Source organism: Stappia sp. ICDLI1TA098 (assembly GCF_054880955.1).
On the sequence record NZ_JBTZBT010000003.1, the window covers coordinates 1 to 15,887 of the forward strand.

The 15,887-nt window shown below is 66.8% G+C and carries 11 protein-coding genes; 4 read left to right on the forward strand and 7 right to left on the reverse strand.

The genetic code is table 11. The annotated features are described in order from the left end of the window. Positions 1–641: 641 nt before the first annotated feature. Entirely contained in the window at positions 642–2,606 is a 1,965-nt protein-coding gene (locus ACSLUQ_RS15040) for a M23 family metallopeptidase (protein ID WP_461808996.1), read from the forward strand. A gap of 139 nt (positions 2,607–2,745) precedes the next feature. On the opposite strand, the gene clpB is transcribed toward ACSLUQ_RS15040, so the two are convergent. From clpB to ACSLUQ_RS15070, 6 genes are all read right to left on the reverse strand, one after another. Continuing rightward, on the reverse strand, positions 2,746–5,346 hold the full coding sequence (gene clpB, locus ACSLUQ_RS15045) for an ATP-dependent chaperone ClpB (RefSeq protein ID WP_417771696.1): 2,601 nt from the start codon (positions 5,344–5,346) through the stop codon (positions 2,746–2,748). A gap of 251 nt (positions 5,347–5,597) precedes the next feature. Continuing rightward, entirely contained in the window at positions 5,598–6,422 is an 825-nt protein-coding gene (locus tag ACSLUQ_RS15050) for a DUF4167 domain-containing protein (protein WP_461808997.1), read from the reverse strand. 400 nt (positions 6,423–6,822) lie between these two features. Next, positions 6,823–7,740 carry a peptide chain release factor N(5)-glutamine methyltransferase gene (gene prmC, locus ACSLUQ_RS15055; protein ID WP_461808998.1) on the reverse strand — a complete coding sequence of 306 codons (918 nt, stop codon included), beginning with the start codon at positions 7,738–7,740 and terminating at the stop codon, positions 6,823–6,825. After that, the gene (gene prfA, locus ACSLUQ_RS15060; protein ID WP_461808999.1) at positions 7,737–8,810 is read right to left on the reverse strand and encodes a peptide chain release factor 1; all 1,074 of its coding nucleotides are present in this window, start codon (positions 8,808–8,810) and stop codon (positions 7,737–7,739) included. The genes prmC and prfA overlap by 4 nt, the downstream gene beginning before the upstream one ends. 114 nt (positions 8,811–8,924) lie before the next feature. Continuing rightward, on the reverse strand, positions 8,925–11,192 hold the full coding sequence (gene ptsP / locus ACSLUQ_RS15065; protein ID WP_461809000.1) for a phosphoenolpyruvate--protein phosphotransferase: 2,268 nt from the start codon (positions 11,190–11,192) through the stop codon (positions 8,925–8,927). A 96-nt stretch (positions 11,193–11,288) separates the two neighbouring features. Further along, positions 11,289–12,539, reverse strand: coding sequence for an aspartate kinase (locus ACSLUQ_RS15070; RefSeq protein WP_417771691.1), 1,251 nt, complete (start codon positions 12,537–12,539; stop codon positions 11,289–11,291). A 168-nt stretch (positions 12,540–12,707) separates the two neighbouring features. Here ACSLUQ_RS15070 and ubiG point away from each other — a divergent pair, with 168 nt between their 5' ends. The 3 genes from ubiG to ACSLUQ_RS15085 all read left to right on the forward strand — a co-directional run bounded on the left by ubiG (position 12,708) and on the right by ACSLUQ_RS15085 (position 15,523). Next, positions 12,708–13,499, forward strand: coding sequence for a bifunctional 2-polyprenyl-6-hydroxyphenol methylase/3-demethylubiquinol 3-O-methyltransferase UbiG (gene ubiG, locus ACSLUQ_RS15075; protein ID WP_461809001.1), 792 nt, complete (start codon positions 12,708–12,710; stop codon positions 13,497–13,499). A gap of 19 nt (positions 13,500–13,518) precedes the next feature. Continuing rightward, positions 13,519–14,214 (forward strand): alpha/beta fold hydrolase, encoded by a 696-nt coding sequence (locus tag ACSLUQ_RS15080; protein WP_461809002.1) that lies wholly within the window; start codon positions 13,519–13,521, stop codon positions 14,212–14,214. A gap of 115 nt (positions 14,215–14,329) precedes the next feature. Beyond that, entirely contained in the window at positions 14,330–15,523 is a 1,194-nt protein-coding gene (locus tag ACSLUQ_RS15085) for a porin (RefSeq protein WP_461809003.1), read from the forward strand. Here ACSLUQ_RS15085 and ACSLUQ_RS15090 read toward each other — a convergent pair whose 3' ends face one another. Further along, on the reverse strand, positions 15,524–15,880 hold the full coding sequence (locus ACSLUQ_RS15090; RefSeq protein WP_417771687.1) for a DUF1428 domain-containing protein: 357 nt from the start codon (positions 15,878–15,880) through the stop codon (positions 15,524–15,526). Between the last annotated feature and the right edge of the window lie 7 nt (positions 15,881–15,887).

Here is a 15,887-nt window from a genome sequence, read left to right on the forward strand (position 1 = left end):
GCGCAAAACCAAAATCCCTCCAACAAAACAAGCCCGATAGCCCCACCCCCAAAATCACTCAAACACAAACCCCAAAACGTCATCCAAGCGTCAAAGCCAAAACCTAAAGTCTCAACCCCCTGCCCCGACACGCCCGCCAAACCCAGTCGCTTTCGCGCGCTCAGATGGCCAATACCCCCTTTGCCGAGCCCCCTCCCCACGATCCTTGCCCGCCAGAGTGGCGTGACATTCCCCTCGGGCTGCTCCCCCCCTCTCACAACGCAGCGCCTCCTGCAGTGGCGCGAGGCCGGGACGGCGTCCATACGGCTCCCTTCCCGCCTCGCGCCACAAATACGCCGGATTGCTCCTGTCCTTCGTGGCCCCTAGTATAGCTCGCGCGCGCACCTGCATTCGGAAGGGCCGGATCGGTGCGCTCGCCAGGATCGATGACCGACACCCGTGCGCTTCCCGCGTCGCGACAGTCGGGTTTGCGAACAGGCTGGTTCTTCCGGCCGGTTCGCAAACCTGGCGGCCGCCCGGCGCGCACCACAAGGTCGGCGACAACGAGGTGACCGGGCAAGCGTTTCGCGCAGGGCTCGGCGGCTACCGGCAGGACCAGGGGCGGTTCTTCGGAAGCAGGTTTGCAGGGACAGCAGGGTGACATGCATCTAGGCGGACAACCGCACGGACGCGACGACGTGGATCTGGGCGATGAACCGCCCCTCATGGTCTATGATGGGCGCGCGCAACTTCCCGACAGACGGCGGGTCAGCCTTCGCTGGCTGACTGGGTCGATCCTGACCGGCTTCACGTCGGTGACGCTGATGGGCGGCGCTCTCTTCGCCGCGCTCGACGGCCAGTACCAGGTTGCCGCCGCCCCCGCGCGCGGCGAGCCGGGCAGCGGAACCGTCCTGCGCCCGCTTGGCCTCGGCTCGGCAAAGGGAGACCGGGTCACGCGCGCGGCGGCGCAATATTCCTCCCGCCAGGTGATCCCCGTCTCCACAGTGCACCGCCTCGACGGACGCGACCACATCAAGGTTCGTCCCTATGCCTTCATCACCGCAACGCTGGCGACCCGTCAGTCGCGCGAGGAGGCGGAGGAGATCCCGCCCTTCAACCCGCTGAAGCTCTTCTCCGACAACACGATCATCCCGGCCCGCGCCGCCAGCGACGCGGTCTATGATGCCCGTGTCGAGGGCGAGGTGACGATCAGCTCCCGTGATTTTCCCTATGACGATCCCGATGCCGTCACCGACGCCGGTTATCAGGAGCTCGAGATCGAGCAGTTCGTGCGCCAGTCCGCGCGCTTCCTGTCCGGCAATGCCATCGACGCGGCAGCCGGACCGGTCATCGATCCCGGTCGCTTCGATTTCAACCTGGCTCAGCAGCCGGATCTGTCACGCCTGTCGGTGCGCATCACGCCGGAAAATGTCTCCTTCGTCTCCAAGAACGACACGCCGGAAGGCTTTGCCGGCATGGAGGAGAAAATCGTTCCGGTTACCGGAGAGCTGACGCTCGCGGAGACCCTTCTCGACAATTCCGCCAGCGAGAGCGAGGCCAACGCCATTTCCGATGCCTTCGCCCGCGAGTTCGGCATCGAAAAGATCGAGCCCGGCCAGCGCGTGCGCATCGCGCTGGCCCCGGCGCGCGACGACAGCGAGCGCATGCAGCCGCAGCGCATCAGCCTCTATACCGACACCGAGCATCAGGCGACCGTCGCCCGGTCGGACACCGGCGACTTCATCCCGGCCGAGGCGCCGGACACCTTCCTGGCCGATGCGTTCGCAGAGGCAGATCGGGTTGGCTACGCAGGAACCACCCCGACGCTCTACGACAGCCTGTATCAGACCGCGCTGGAGCAGGACGTCAAGCCAGAGCTCATCGCCGACCTGGTCCGGATCTTTTCCTTCGACGTTGACTTCAAGGCGCGGGTCAAGCCAGGCGACACGCTGGAGATCTTCTACAGCCTCGAACAGGACGATGCGGAAGCACCCGCCGAGATCCTCTATACGGCGCTGACGACCGGCGGCACCACACGCCGCTTCTACCGTTTCCGCACGCCCGACGACACGTCCGTCGATTTCTATGACGAGACCGGCAAGAGCGCGAAGAAGTTCCTGATGCGCAAGCCGGTCGCCGGCGGCCGGTTCAGCTCCGGCTTCGGCCTGCGCCGCCACCCGATCGTTGGCGTCATGCGCCCGCACAACGGCGTCGACTGGTCGGCCCCGCGCGGCACGGCGATCATGGCCGCCGGCGATGGTGTGATCGTCCGCGCGGACTGGATGTCCGGCTACGGCCGCCATACCGAAATCCAGCACGCCAACGGCTACACGACCACCTACAGCCACCAGTCGAGCTTCGCCGACGGAATTCGCGACGGTGTCCGCGTCCGCCAGGGCCAGGTGATCGGCCGCGTCGGTTCGAGCGGCCTGTCGACGGGCGCCCATCTCCACTACGAGGTCAAGGTCAATGGCCGCTTCGTCGATCCCATGCGTATCCGCCTACCGCGCGGACGCACCCTCGACGGAGAGATGCTCGAGGCCTTCAACCGCGAGCGTTCGCGTATCGACACCCTGATCGAGCGGGCGACCGGCCCCTCCCGCGTGGCCTCGCTCGGAGAGAAATAGACCGCCGGCACCGCCCGCGTGGCCTCGCTCGGAGAGAAATAGACCGCCGGCACCGCCCGCGCGGCTCCGCGAAAACGAAAAACCCCGGACGGGTGACCGTCCGGGGTTTTCTTTTATGCAGCCAGGGCCGCGCTCTGCCTCAGGCAGCGGCGACCTTTTCGCCCGCAACGGTGAAGAGCAGGCGGTCGGAGCCGGCGGACACTTCCACCAGCGCCCCGTCGGTGACCTTCCCGGCCAGGATGAGCTCGGCCAGCGGGTCCTGCACCTGACGCTGGATCACCCGCTTCAGCGGACGCGCGCCATATGCCGGATCGTAACCGCGATCCGCCAGCCAGCCGCGCGCGCTGTCATCGAGCGCGAGCTCGATCTTGCGGTCGACCAGCAGTCCCTGCAGCCGCTTGAGCTGGATGTCGACGATGGCCGCCATCTGCGAGCGCTGCAGCCGATGGAACAGGATCTGGTCGTCAAGCCGGTTCAGGAACTCCGGCCGGAAGGCCGAGCGAACCACCGCCATCACCTGATCGCGAACCGCCGAGGAATCCTCGCCGTCCGGCTGGGCGACAAGATATTCCGAGCCCAGGTTCGAGGTCAGGATGATCAGAGTGTTGCGGAAGTCGACCGTCCGCCCCTGGCCATCCGTCAGACGACCGTCATCAAGCACCTGCAAAAGCACGTTGAAGACATCGCCATGGGCCTTCTCGATCTCGTCGAAGAGGACGACCTGATAGGGCCGACGGCGCACGGCCTCGGTGAGCGCGCCGCCCTCCTCGTAACCAACGTAGCCCGGAGGCGCGCCGATCAGCCGGGAGACGGAGTGCTTCTCCATGTATTCCGACATGTCGAGACGCACCATCGCGGTTTCGTCGTCAAAGAGGAACGACGCCAGCGCCTTGGTGAGCTCCGTCTTGCCGACGCCGGTCGGACCGAGGAACAGGAACGAGCCGATCGGCCGGTTCGGGTCCTGCAGGCCGGCGCGGGCGCGCCGCACGGCGGTCGAGATGGCGTGCACGGCCTCTTCCTGGCCGACCACGCGGCGGGCCAGTTCATCCTCCATGCGCAGCAGCTTGTCGCGCTGGCCCTCGAGCATCTTGTCGACCGGAATACCGGTCCAACGCGACACCACCTGGGCGATGTGGTCAGTGGTCACCGCCTCCTCGACCATGGCGCCCGCGACGGCTTCCTTCGCATCGGCCTCGGCAAGCTTCCGCTCCAGATCCGGGATGACGCCATAGGCGAGCTCCCCGGCCTTAGCCAGATCGCCGGTACGCTGCGCCTTCTCCAGGTCGATGCGCGCGGCCTCGAGCTGTTCCTTCAGCTTCTGCTCGGAGGAGAGCTTCTCCTTCTCGCCCTGCCAGCGGGCGGTGAGCGCGTCGGACTCTTCCTCAAGCCCGGCAAGCTCACCCTCGAGCCGCTCCAGCCGGTCACGGGCGGCCGCGTCGGTCTCCTTCTTCAGCGCCTCGCGCTCGATCTTCAGCTGGATGATGCGCCGGTCGAGTTCGTCGAGTTCCTCCGGCTTGCTGTCGACCTGCATCCGCAGTCGGCTTGCCGCCTCGTCCACCAGATCGATGGCCTTGTCGGGCAGGAAACGGTCGGTGATGTAGCGGTTGGACAGGGTCGCCGCCGCGACAACGGCCGAATCCGTGATCCGCACGCCATGGTGCAGCTCGTACTTCTCCTTCAGGCCGCGCAGGATCGAGATCGTGTCCTCCACCGTCGGCTCGGACACGAAGATCGGCTGGAAGCGACGGGCCAACGCCGCGTCCTTCTCCACATGCTTGCGGTACTCGTCGAGCGTGGTGGCACCGACGCAGTGCAACTCGCCGCGCGCCAGTGCGGGCTTCAGCAGGTTGGAGGCATCCATTGCCCCGTCCGCCTTGCCGGCGCCGACCAGCGTGTGCATCTCGTCGATGAAGAGGATGATGCCGCCCGCCGCCGATTCGACTTCGGAAAGAACGGCCTTCAGCCGCTCCTCGAACTCACCGCGATATTTCGCGCCGGCGATCAGCGACCCCATGTCGAGCGCAAGCAACTTCTTGTCGCGCAGGCTCTCCGGGACGTCGCCATTGACGATCCGCAGCGCCAGCCCTTCCGCGATCGCGGTCTTGCCGACGCCCGGCTCGCCGATCAGCACCGGGTTGTTCTTGGTGCGACGCGACAGAACCTGCATCGTGCGCCGGATCTCGTCGTCCCGGCCGATGACCGGGTCGAGCTTGCCGTCGCGCGCTGCCTGGGTCAGGTCGCGGCTATATTTCTTCAGCGCGTCATACTGGTTTTCGGCCGTGGCACTGTCGGCGGTGCGGCCCTTGCGCAACGCGTTGATCGCCTCGTTGAGCGAGGCAGGCGTCAGCCCGCCACGCGCCAGCGCCTTGCCGGCATCGCAGTCGGAACTCATGGCCAGCGCCAGAAGCAGCCGCTCGACGGTGACAAACGAGTCGCCCGCCTTCTCGGCGATCTTCTCGGCCTGCTCGAACACCCGCGCCAGCGCGGGGGCGAGATAGAGCTGACCGCTGCCGCCGGAGACCTTGGCCATGGCGGCAAGCGCGGCATCATTGGCCGTGGCTATGTCGGCGGGACGACCGCCAGCGCGCTGGATCAACCCGGAGGCCATGCCTTCCGGATCGTCGAGAAGCACCTTGAGCAGGTGTTCCGGCGTGAACTGCTGGTGAGACTGGCCGAGCGCGTAGCTCTGCGCGGACTGAACAAAGCCGCGGGCGCGTTCGGTGTATTTTTCGAAATTCATTCTGTGACCTCCTGATCCGGCGATCACCCGAAGCGAGATCGCCTTTTCGGACTGCGGGCCCGAGCCGGCACCCGCACGGCCCTGTCTTGGCCGCCCTCTGCATATAGTGTTGCATTTCGACAACAAAAGAGCAAAGCAAGCCTCGGCACGAAAAAAGGGACCACGCCAGGCGCGGTCCCTTCTCGATGTCGCATCATGCCAGCCCTGCAGCCGGCACTCCGGCCCGCTAACGGGCCGAAGATGTTTCTTTGTCAGGCGTCGCTGGCCGCCGGAGCCTCGGGGCTCTCGGTCTTGCGGGCCCGCGGCGCACGACGGGTGCGCGGCTTCTTCACCTCCCCCTCGTCGCCGGAGGGCTCACCGGCCGTCTCGGCCTTTGCCTCGGAGGGGGCTGGCGATGCAGGGCTGTCCGCGGCATCGGCCGGACCGGCCTCGGAACGACCCTCATCGCCCAGGCTGGCGCGCGTCCGGCGCATTCCACGACCCCGGGCGCCACGCGCCCGGCGGCGTCCGCCGGCATCGTCATCGCCTGCGGCATCGTCGGACTTGCTCTCGCCGTCATCCTTGGCGACCGCCGGTCCGGACTTGCCGTTCAGCACGGGCATCGCATCGACGAAAGGCTGCGGTGCGTCCATCGGCATCACAGGCTTGGCATCGGCGGACGCATCCCGGTCGCGATCGCGATCACGGTCTCTATCCCGATCCCGGTCGCGGCGTTCGTTGCGTTCGCTCCGCTCGGCGCGCTCGCTTCGTTCCGAACGCTCCTCCTGCTCGTCCATCTCGTCGAGCTCGTCCTCGCCGCGCGGCAGAACCACCGGCTGGTGCATGCTCTGCTGTGCCGAGGCGATGATGCGCAGATAGTGCTCCGCGTGCTGGAAATAGTTCTCCGACATCACCCGATCACCGGCGGCGGACGCGTCACGCGCGAGCTGCTGGTACTTCTCGGCGATGTGATGCGCGGTGCCGCGGATCTTCACGTCCGGGCCGTTGGACTCATAGGATCGCGAAAGGGGATTCGGTCCCTTGCGGCCACCCCGCCCCCGGAGGCGCTTGTTGTTGTTCTGATTTCCTGGTCTCATTCTGCCGTTTTCTCTCACGAACGGCGACCGGCGTAGGCCAGTCAAAACAGTCCGGCCGCCCGAGGGGTGCCGGCGCCATGAAACGCAACGGAACGAGTCGATGTTGCGCGGTCGGAACAAGCCGATTGGGTACGGAATACGCACGGTGCTATCGCACCGATCTTTCCGGAATCCTGAAAGGTTCTTCTTGAACAGACCAGTGCCGAGCTAGTCCCAGACCTGAAGGTCGTCGGTGCATCTTCGTAGACGGCCGGTAAATGCCGCGCGATGCGGTGTTCGGCCGAAACGAAAAATCTCTGAGGAGACCTCGATCCGCCGACCCGTCGATCACGATGCCACCCCCGTCGGGCCTCGGCGAGCTGAAACTAGCCGGTTCCGAACGCTTTTCCAAGCTTCTTTTTCACAAGCTGGCGGGTTGGCGTGTTTTTGCCACACCAACCCCTCCCAGGACCCTGTCCCTACCCGCAAGATCTTGACGCAACGTCACTTCCTCGAAACCAGCCGCAACGAGAAGGTCGCTCACGTCCGCGCCCTGGCGCCAGCCGATTTCGACAAACAAGGCGCCATTGCGGCACAGCGCCCGCGCCGCGTCCGGCAGGATCGCCCGATAGGCGTCGAGGCCGTCGTCTCCGGCAAAGAGCGCCAGCGCCGGATCGTGCAGACGAACCTCGCGCGCAAGCGCCTCCGCTTCCCCCAGCGCGATATAGGGCGGATTGGAGAGGACAAGGTCCAGACCGGGCGCCAGCGCGGCGGCGAAATCACCCTGAAAGCAGAGAAGCCTGTCGCCGACCCCATGCGAGCGGGCGTTTTCGCGCGCACTCGAAAGCGCGTTTGCGGAGAGGTCGCAGGCGAGCGCGACGGCATTCGGCAGTTCGTGCAGGAGCGCCACGGCAATCGCACCGGTTCCCGTGCCAATGTCGGCAAGGCGCAGGCGGCGAGCGCGTCCGCCCGTCGCGTCGACCCACTCGAGCGCGGCTTCCACCAGCGTTTCCGTGTCCGGTCGCGGCTCCAGCGTGTCGGCGGAGAGCCGGAAGCTCAGGCCCCAGAACTCGCGCTGGCCAAGGATACGGCCCACCGGCATGCCCGCAAGCCGGGCGTCGAGAAACCGCGCGAGCCGCGCGCCCGCCGCCGCGTCGATCTTTCGATCCGGATCCAGCACCACGTCCTGAGGCTCGAGTTCGCTTGCCGCAGCGACGAGGAGACGCGCCTCCAACGCGGCATCGGCGATACCGGCCTGCGCGAACCGGGCACGCAGTGCGCGTGCCGCCGCGCCCAGCGTCGCGGGAAGCGGTGGCTCCGCCGCGGCCGGCACCGTCACAGGCCCTCGGCGGTAAGCAGCGTCGCCTGGTGATCGAGCACCAGCGCGTCGATCACCTCGTCGAGCGCCTCGCCGGACAGGACTTCCTCGAGCTTGTAGAGGGTCAGTCCGATGCGATGGTCCGTCAGCCGACCTTGCGGGAAATTATAGGTGCGGATCCGCTCCGACCGGTCGCCGGAACCGACCTGTAACCGCCGCGCCTCGGTACGCTCGCTGGCGAGCCGCGCCCGCTCGGCGTCGAAGATGCGCGTGCGCAACACCTGCATGGCCTTGGCCTTGTTCTTGTGCTGCGAGCGCTCGTCCTGCACGGCGACGACCACGCCGGTCGGAATATGCGTGATGCGCACCGCTGAATCGGTGGTGTTGACATGCTGGCCACCCGCGCCCGAAGCGCGGAACGTGTCGATCCGCAGATCGCTGTCGGCAATGTCGACATCGACGTCCTCAGCCTGGGGAAGCACGGCGACGGTGGCGGCGGAGGTATGAATGCGCCCACCGGATTCGGTTTCCGGCACCCGCTGCACCCGGTGCACGCCCGACTCGAACTTGAGCCGCTCGAAGACGCGCTCGCCCGAGACCGAGGCGATGACCTCCTTGAAGCCGCCGACCTCGCCCTCGCTGGCCGAGACGATCTCCACCTTCCAGCCGCGAAGCTGGGCATAGCGCTGGTACATGCGAAAGAGGGTGCCGGCGAACAGCGCCGCCTCGTCACCGCCGGTGCCTGCGCGCACCTCGAGGATGACGTTGCGCGCATCGGCGGAATCGCGCGGCAGGAAGCCGATCCGCACGGCCTGGGCCAGATCCTCGACCGTCTCCTCGAGCGCTGTCCGCTCGTCCTCGGCAAGCGCCCGCATCTCCGCATCGGCCTCGGGGTCGGCGATCATCGCCTTGACGCCGGCAAGCTCCTCCTGCGCCTGCAGCAGCGCCCGCACACGCGCGGCCAGCGGCTCGAGCTCGGCATAGTCGCGCGACAGCCGGACATAGGTCTCCGCGTCCGGGTTCTGGGTCATCCCGTGCTCGATTTCCGCGACGCGCGACAACAGGCCTTCGAGTTTGTCCGCCGATATCATGCGTTGCTGCAGTCCCTTGCGTTTCGATGTTTCGGTGTCGTGATGTCCCGACGCGGCGGCTCGGACCCGGCGCCCCGCAGGCGGCAGCACTTCCGCGTATCCTGAAGGCGCGCGCTAGAGCGGGATATCGATGTCCGTCGCCAGCTTGCGCAAGGTCTCGCGCAGGCTGTCCAGCTCGCCCGGCTCGGCAACCAGCGGCAGCACCTGCTCCGTCACCTTGCCAAGGTCAAGCCCGCGCACCATGGCCTTGACCGGCCCGAGGGCGGAGGCGGACATGGAGAGATTCCGGTAGCCGAGGGCGGCCAACGCCATCGCCTCGAGCGGCCGGCCGGCGATCTCGCCGCAAAGCGTGACCGGCGTGTCGTGGCGCGCGGCCGTGTCGACGATGTGCTTGAGCGCCCGGAGAAAGGCCGGGCTCATCGTGTCGAAGCGCCCGGCGACCCGGGTGTTGCCACGATCAACCGCGTTGAAGAACTGGAAGAGGTCGTTCGAGCCGATCGAGGCGAAGTCGACCAGACCGAAGAGTTCATCGAGCTGGAAGAGAAGCGAGGGCACCTCGATCATCACGCCGAGCTGCAACCGCTCGGGCAGCGGGTGTCCATGCCGCCTGAGATGGGCGATCTCGCGTTCGACAACGGAGCGCGCACGGCGGAACTCGCTCACCTCAGCGACCATCGGGAACATGATCTTCAGGTCCCGCCCGGCGGAGGCATGGAGCAACGCGCGGATCTGGGTGCGCAGCACGCCCGGGCGGTCAAGCCCGAAACGGATCGCCCGCCAGCCCATGGCCGGGTTTTCCTCCTGGATCGCCCGCAGATAGGGGAGCACCTTGTCGCCGCCGATATCGAGCGTGCGGAAGGTCACGGGCCGCCCGCCAGCCGCCTCGATCACCTGCCGGTAGTAGTCGGTCTGCTCGCTCATCCGCGGAAAGGACGAGGCGACCATGAACTGCAGCTCGGTGCGGAACAGGCCGACCCCGGATGCGCCCGACTCCGACATCGCCGGAAGGTCGACCAGCAAGCCGGCGTTGAGCTGAAGCGACATCTCCACGCCGTCGCGCGTCACCGCCGGCTTGTTGCGCAACCGCCGGTACTGCGCCTGGCGGCGGGCGCGGAAGCGCACCTTCTCCGCATAGGCATTCTCGATGTCGGAGGCCGGGCGCAGATAGACCTGCCCGCTCTCGCCGTCGACGATCACCGCATCGCCCGATTCGGCCAGGCTCACCAGGTTCTCGGCCAGACCGACGGCGGCAATGCCCAGTGCCCGCGCGACGATGGTGACGTGGCTGGTCGGCCCGCCCTCCTCGAGCGCCACGGCGCGAATCCGGTCACGACCGTAGTCGAGCAGTTCCGCCGCACCCATGTTGCGCGCCACGATCACCGCGTCCTGCGGCAGGCCATCGTGCACGGGCCCGTGCTTGCGGCCCATCAGCTCGCGGATCAGCCGATGGGCGAGATCGTCGAGATCATGCAGCCGCTCGCGCAGATAGGGGTCGGTCTGGCGCATCATGCGCGCCCGTGTGTCCGACTGGACCTTCTCCACGGCGGCCTCGGCCGTCAGGCCGTTGTTGATCGCCTCCTCGATCTTGTGGATCCAGCCACGATCATGGGCGAACATGCGATAGGCCTCGAGCACGTCGCGGTGCTCGCCGCTTGGGGCCATGTCGCCGGAATTGAGCAGATCGTCGAGCGAGATCCGCAGACGGTTGATCGCCCGTTCCAGCCGCTCGAGCTCGACGCCGGCGTCCTCGGCGATAAGGTTGGTAACGACGACGCGCGGCTCGTGCAGCACCACGTGGCCGAGACCGACGCCATCCGACAGCGCCACGCCCTGAAAGTGCATCGGCCGCGACAGATCGAGCTTCGTGCCCTGCTGGACGATGGCCTCGAGTTCGCCGGCGGCGACCATTTCGGCGATCACCATCGCCGTGGTCTGCAGCGCCTCGACCTCATCCTCGAAATAGGTCCGGTGAGACTGATTCTGGACGACGAGCACGCCCAACGTCCGCCCGGCGCGCAGGATCGGCACGCCGAGGAAGGAATTATAGGCTTCCTCGCCCGTTTCCGGGCGATAGGCGAAGGCGGGATGGGCCTGGGCGTTGGGCAGGTTGAGCGGGCGGGCGTCCGTCGCGATCAAGCCAACGAGACCCTCGCCCACCTTGAGGCTGGTCTTGTGGACCGCGTCGCGGTTGAGGCCTTCGGTGGCATAGAGTTCCAGCACGCCGTCGGCGCGCAGGATATAGACCGAGCACACCTCGGCGACCACGTTCGCCGCGATCAGCACGACAATCTTGTCGAGCCGCTCCTGCGCGTTGATCGGCTCCGCCATGACCTCACGGAGGCGCCGAAGCAGAACGCGCGGCCCTGCGAGAGTGCTCCGCATCACCCTTCAAGCCCTTTCCGCATCACCGGCCCGGGCGCGGGCACGACAGGAGCGCCGCACCCGGTGGGGACGAAGGCCATGGGGCCGACCGTCCGCTTACCCGTCCAGATCGTATAGCGAATGGAGAGTCCGCACCGCAAGCTCGGTATAGGCGGAATCGATGAGAACCGAGATCTTGATCTCGGATGTAGTGATCGCGCGGATGTTGATGCCCTTCTCCGCCAGCCCCTGGAAACAGCGCGCGGCGATGCCCGCGTGGGAGCGCATGCCGATGCCGATCACCGAAACCTTGACCACGTCGCGCGCGCCCTCGATGGCCTGGTAGCCGATCGCATCCTTGTTTTCCCGCAGCACCGTGAAGGCGCGATCATAGTCGCTTTCCGGCACCGTGAAGGTGATGTCGGTGGTGCGCCCGTCCGGCGAGATGTTCTGGACGATCATGTCGACGTTGATGCTCGCGTCGGCCAGCGAGCCGAACACGGCGCTGGCCACGCCCGGCTTGTCGGCAACGTTGCGGATGGACACCTGTGCCTCGTCCTTGGCAAAGGCAATCCCGGTAACGACTTGCTGTTCCACGATCTCGTCCTCGTCGCAGATGAGAGTGCCCGGCGGCAGTCCGCCCGCGCCGAGCTGCGGCGCATCCGGGTCGTCGAAGCTGGAGCGCACGAAGGTGCGCACACCATGAACCATGGCCATCTCGACCGAGCGCACCTGCAGCACCTTGGCGCCGAGCGAGGCCATTTCCAGCATCTCCTCGAAGGCGATGCGGTCAAGCCTGCGCGCCTTGGGCACGATGCGCGGGTCGGTGGTGTAGACCCCGTCCACGTCGGTGTAGATATCGCAGCGGTCAGCGCCGATCGCGGCCGCCAGCGCCACCGCGCTGGTGTCGGAGCCGCCGCGCCCGAGCGTCGCGATGCGGTTGTCGGGCGCCACGCCCTGGAAGCCGGCGACCACCGCCACCTGCCCCATCTCCAGCCGCTGGATCAGCAGATCCGACTCGACATCGGTGATGCGGGCCGCGCCATGCTGGGAATCAGTCTTCAGCGCGATCTGCCAGCCCTGCCAGGAACGCGCCTCGATGCCCATGTCCTGAAGCACGATGGCAAGCAGTCCGCTCGTCACCTGCTCGCCGGAGGAAACGATCGCGTCATACTCGCGCGCGTCGTGCATCGCCGAGGCCTCGCGGCACAGGCCGACGAGCCGGTTGGTCTCACCCGCCATCGCCGAGACGACGACGGCCACCTGGTGGCCGGCCTCCACCTCGCGTTTCACATGGCGCGCCGCGTTGCGGATACGCTCCAGGTTTGCGACGGACGTACCGCCGAACTTGAGAACCAGTCGGGCCATGGGGTGCTTCGCGAGATCTCGAACATCTGTAGAAGGATAGGCGGCAAGGAAACCACCTTCCCGGATCGGCGCAATCCATACAGATTGCGACGAGGGATCGCAACAGCCATGCTTGACAAAGCCCCCGGGACGTTCGACCTGTCAGCGAGGCAGGATAAGGACCGCAGCATGACCCCCGCCAGCACAAGCAACACCGACAGCGCACCCGCCACCGACACGGAGCGGGCAAGCACCATCGATCAGGCGGAAGTCGACCGCTTTTCCGCCATGGCGGCCGAATGGTGGGACCCGGCGGGCAAGTTCCGGCCGCTACACAAGTTCAATCCCGTGCGTCTCGGCTACATCAAGGAGCAGGTCTGCGCCCGTTTCGGCGCCGACGACCGCGCCTCCGATGCGTTCAAGGGGCTTCGCCTGCTCGACATCGGCTGCGGCGGAGGCCTCCTGTGCGAACCGATGGCCCGGCTCGGCGCCGAGGTCGTCGGCGCCGACGCATCGGCGACCAACATCGAGGTCGCCCGACTGCATGCCGCCCAGTCCGGCCTCCCCATCGACTACCGCGCGACGACGGCCGAGGACCTGGCCGCGGCAGGCGAGCAATTCGATGTCGTGCTGAACATGGAGGTGGTCGAACACGTCTCCGACGTGCCGCTCTATCTCTCCGCCTGCGCGAAGCTGGTGAAGCCCGGCGGCATCATGTTCATGGCCACCATCAACCGCACGCTCAAGGCCTATACGCTGGCCATCGTCGGCGCGGAATATGTGCTTGGCTGGCTGCCGAAGGGCACCCACACCTACGAGAAGCTCGTGCGTCCCGCCGAGATCGAGGGTCCGCTGACCGAGGCTGGCCTGATCCCGCTCGACCGCTGCGGCGTCAGCTTCAATCCGCTGGCCGACAGCTGGAACCGTTCCCGCGACATGGACGTCAACTACATGATGCTCTTCGGCCGCGACCGCACCTGAACCGAAGGACAAAATGCCGATGGATCCGCTTGTCCTCGTCCCGGGCCTGCTTTGCACCCGGGCGCTCTACGCCCCGCAGATCGCGGCCCTGTCCGCCGATGGCATGACGATCGACGTGGCCGATCACCGCAGCGACGACACGATCCCGGCCATCGCCGCGCGCCTGCTCGAAAACGCCCCGCCCCGCTTTGCCCTCGCCGGGCTTTCCATGGGCGGTTATGTCGCCATGGAGGTCCTGCGCCAGGCGCCGGAGCGGGTCGCCAGGCTTGTCCTGCTCGACACCGCCGCGCGCGCCGATGCGCCCGAACAGACGGAAAACCGCAAGCGTCAGGTCGCGCTTGCGGCCGCCGGGCGCTTCGACGACGTGATCGGCGCCCTGTTCCCGCTCTTCGTGCATGAGCGCCACGAGAACGATGCCGGCCTGCGCGCCACCGTCTTCGCCATGGCCCGCGACACCGGAGCCGAGGCCTTTGCCCGCCAGCAGGCGGCGATCATGGGCCGGATCGATTCCCGCCCGGGGCTGTCGGCGATCACCTGCCCGACGATGATCGTCGTCGGCGATGGCGACCGGCTGACCCCGCCGGAACGCGCGCGTGAAATGCAAGAGCGCATCGCCGGCAGCCGGCTCGAGATCATCGCCAACTGCGGCCATCTGCCGACGCTCGAGGCACCGGACGAGACCTCCGCCCGGCTTGTCGAATTCCTGAACTGCTGACCAGCGCACCCGATCAGACGGAGCCAGGGGCCACCGTCCCCCGCTGCCACATGCGTGTCTCAGCACCTTGCCAGACTTGAACCCTCCCCCTCCAGGGCCAGAAGGAGCAACTGCCATGACCACCCGCCACAGCATCGCCGTGAGCCTTGCAGCCCTTTTCCTGGCCGGTGCCGGGGAGAACGCCGGCGCGGCCGGAGCTTCGCCCACGCAGGTCGAACCCGTCGACTATGTGCGCGTCTGCGACGCCTATGGCAGTGGCTTCTTCTACGTGCCTGGAACCCAGACCTGCCTGCGTATCAGCGGCCGGGTGCGTGCCGAATACCGGGTGCGGGGCTTCGGCGACATGGCCAGTGCCTGGGATGACCGCACCGACAATTCCACCCAGACGCGGGCGCGCGGCTATGCCCGCTTCGACAGCCGCAGTGACACGGAATACGGCCTGCTGCGAACCTATGTGGAAGCGTTTCTGACCGCCGACAGCGGTGCAACGGCCACGACGACCGTCGGCATCGACCATGCCTTCATCTCGCTTGGCGGTTTCACCATCGGCAAGACCCAGTCCGTCTGGGACTATTGGACGGGTTATGCCTATGGCGCAATCTTCACCGACTATTCCAACACCAAGCTGTGGTCGGTCTCCTATACCGGCGAGCTTGCCGACGGCCTGAGCGCGACGCTCGCGATTGAGGACAATTCCAAGCGCCGCACCAATCTCGTCCAGCTCGGCGCACCAGCCACCGTGATCGCCTCCGGTGGGCCGCGCATGCCCGACATCGTCGCCAGGCTCAAGCATGATGGCGACTGGGGTGGCGCACAGGCGATGGGCGCACTGCACCAGGTGATGTTTGCAGCCGGTCCCGGCAAAACCCGCATCGGCTACGCGCTTGGCGCGGGCGTCGAGGTGAAGCTGCCGGTGATCGGCCCGAAGGACCGCCTGATGCTGCAGGCCATCTACACCCATGGCGCGAGCCGTTATGCGGTGGACAGCTGGGACGGACGCATCTCCGATGCGATCACCGATGGCGCCCGCACCAAGCTGACCACCACCTGGAACCTGGTCGCCGGCCTCCGCCACGAGTTCAACGCCCATTGGGCGGCCAACCTGGAAGGCGGCTGGCACAAGGTCGATGCGCTCGGGCAGGCCTACGACTTCCGCCAGATCGGCGTAAACGGCAACATCGAGTGGCGACCGGTCGCAGGTCTTGCGATCGGCCTCGAGGGCGAGTTCCGCAATGTCGACTATCGCGCCGCCGGCCTTGCCGACGGCAACCAGTTTGTGACCCTGGTGCGCGTGCAGCGCGACTTCTGATCAGGCCCGCAGGTCGACCAGCCCCTCGAACCCGCCGAAGATCATGCGCTTGCCGTCGAATGGCATCTCGCCGATCTCCCCCATGCGCGGATCGCTCATCATCTTCTCGAGGGCCGCATCTCGAACCTCCCTGGACGGAAACTCCATCCAGCTGAAGACAACGACCTCGCCCTCCTCCGCTTTCACCGCGCCGCGAAAATCGGTGACCTTTCCCTCCGGCACGTCGTCGCCCCAGCACTCCGTCACCCTGGTCGCGCCGAATTCGAGAAACAGCTTTGCCGCCGCCTGCGCGTGGGCGCGGAACGCCTCCTTTCGGGCTTCCGGCACCGCCATGACAACCCCTGTCACATAGCTCATTTCAAAT

What these genes read in the sequence shown, in the direction of transcription:
- prfA (WP_461808999.1), bottom strand. Translation starts at nt 8,810, where the DNA reads ATGATATCGGCGGACAAACTCGAAGGCCTGTTGTCGCGCGTCGCGGAA.
- ACSLUQ_RS15050 (WP_461808997.1), bottom strand. Translation starts at nt 6,422, where the DNA reads ATGAGACCAGGAAATCAGAACAACAACAAGCGCCTCCGGGGGCGGGGT.
- ACSLUQ_RS15070 (WP_417771691.1), bottom strand. Translation starts at nt 12,539, where the DNA reads ATGGCCCGACTGGTTCTCAAGTTCGGCGGTACGTCCGTCGCAAACCTG.
- ACSLUQ_RS15090 (WP_417771687.1), bottom strand. Translation starts at nt 15,880, where the DNA reads ATGAGCTATGTGACAGGGGTTGTCATGGCGGTGCCGGAAGCCCGAAAG.
- ubiG (WP_461809001.1), top strand. Translation starts at nt 12,708, where the DNA reads ATGACCCCCGCCAGCACAAGCAACACCGACAGCGCACCCGCCACCGAC.
- clpB (WP_417771696.1), bottom strand. Translation starts at nt 5,346, where the DNA reads ATGAATTTCGAAAAATACACCGAACGCGCCCGCGGCTTTGTTCAGTCC.
- ptsP (WP_461809000.1), bottom strand. Translation starts at nt 11,192, where the DNA reads ATGCGGAGCACTCTCGCAGGGCCGCGCGTTCTGCTTCGGCGCCTCCGT.
- ACSLUQ_RS15080 (WP_461809002.1), top strand. Translation starts at nt 13,519, where the DNA reads ATGGATCCGCTTGTCCTCGTCCCGGGCCTGCTTTGCACCCGGGCGCTC.
- ACSLUQ_RS15040 (WP_461808996.1), top strand. Translation starts at nt 642, where the DNA reads ATGCATCTAGGCGGACAACCGCACGGACGCGACGACGTGGATCTGGGC.
- ACSLUQ_RS15085 (WP_461809003.1), top strand. Translation starts at nt 14,330, where the DNA reads ATGACCACCCGCCACAGCATCGCCGTGAGCCTTGCAGCCCTTTTCCTG.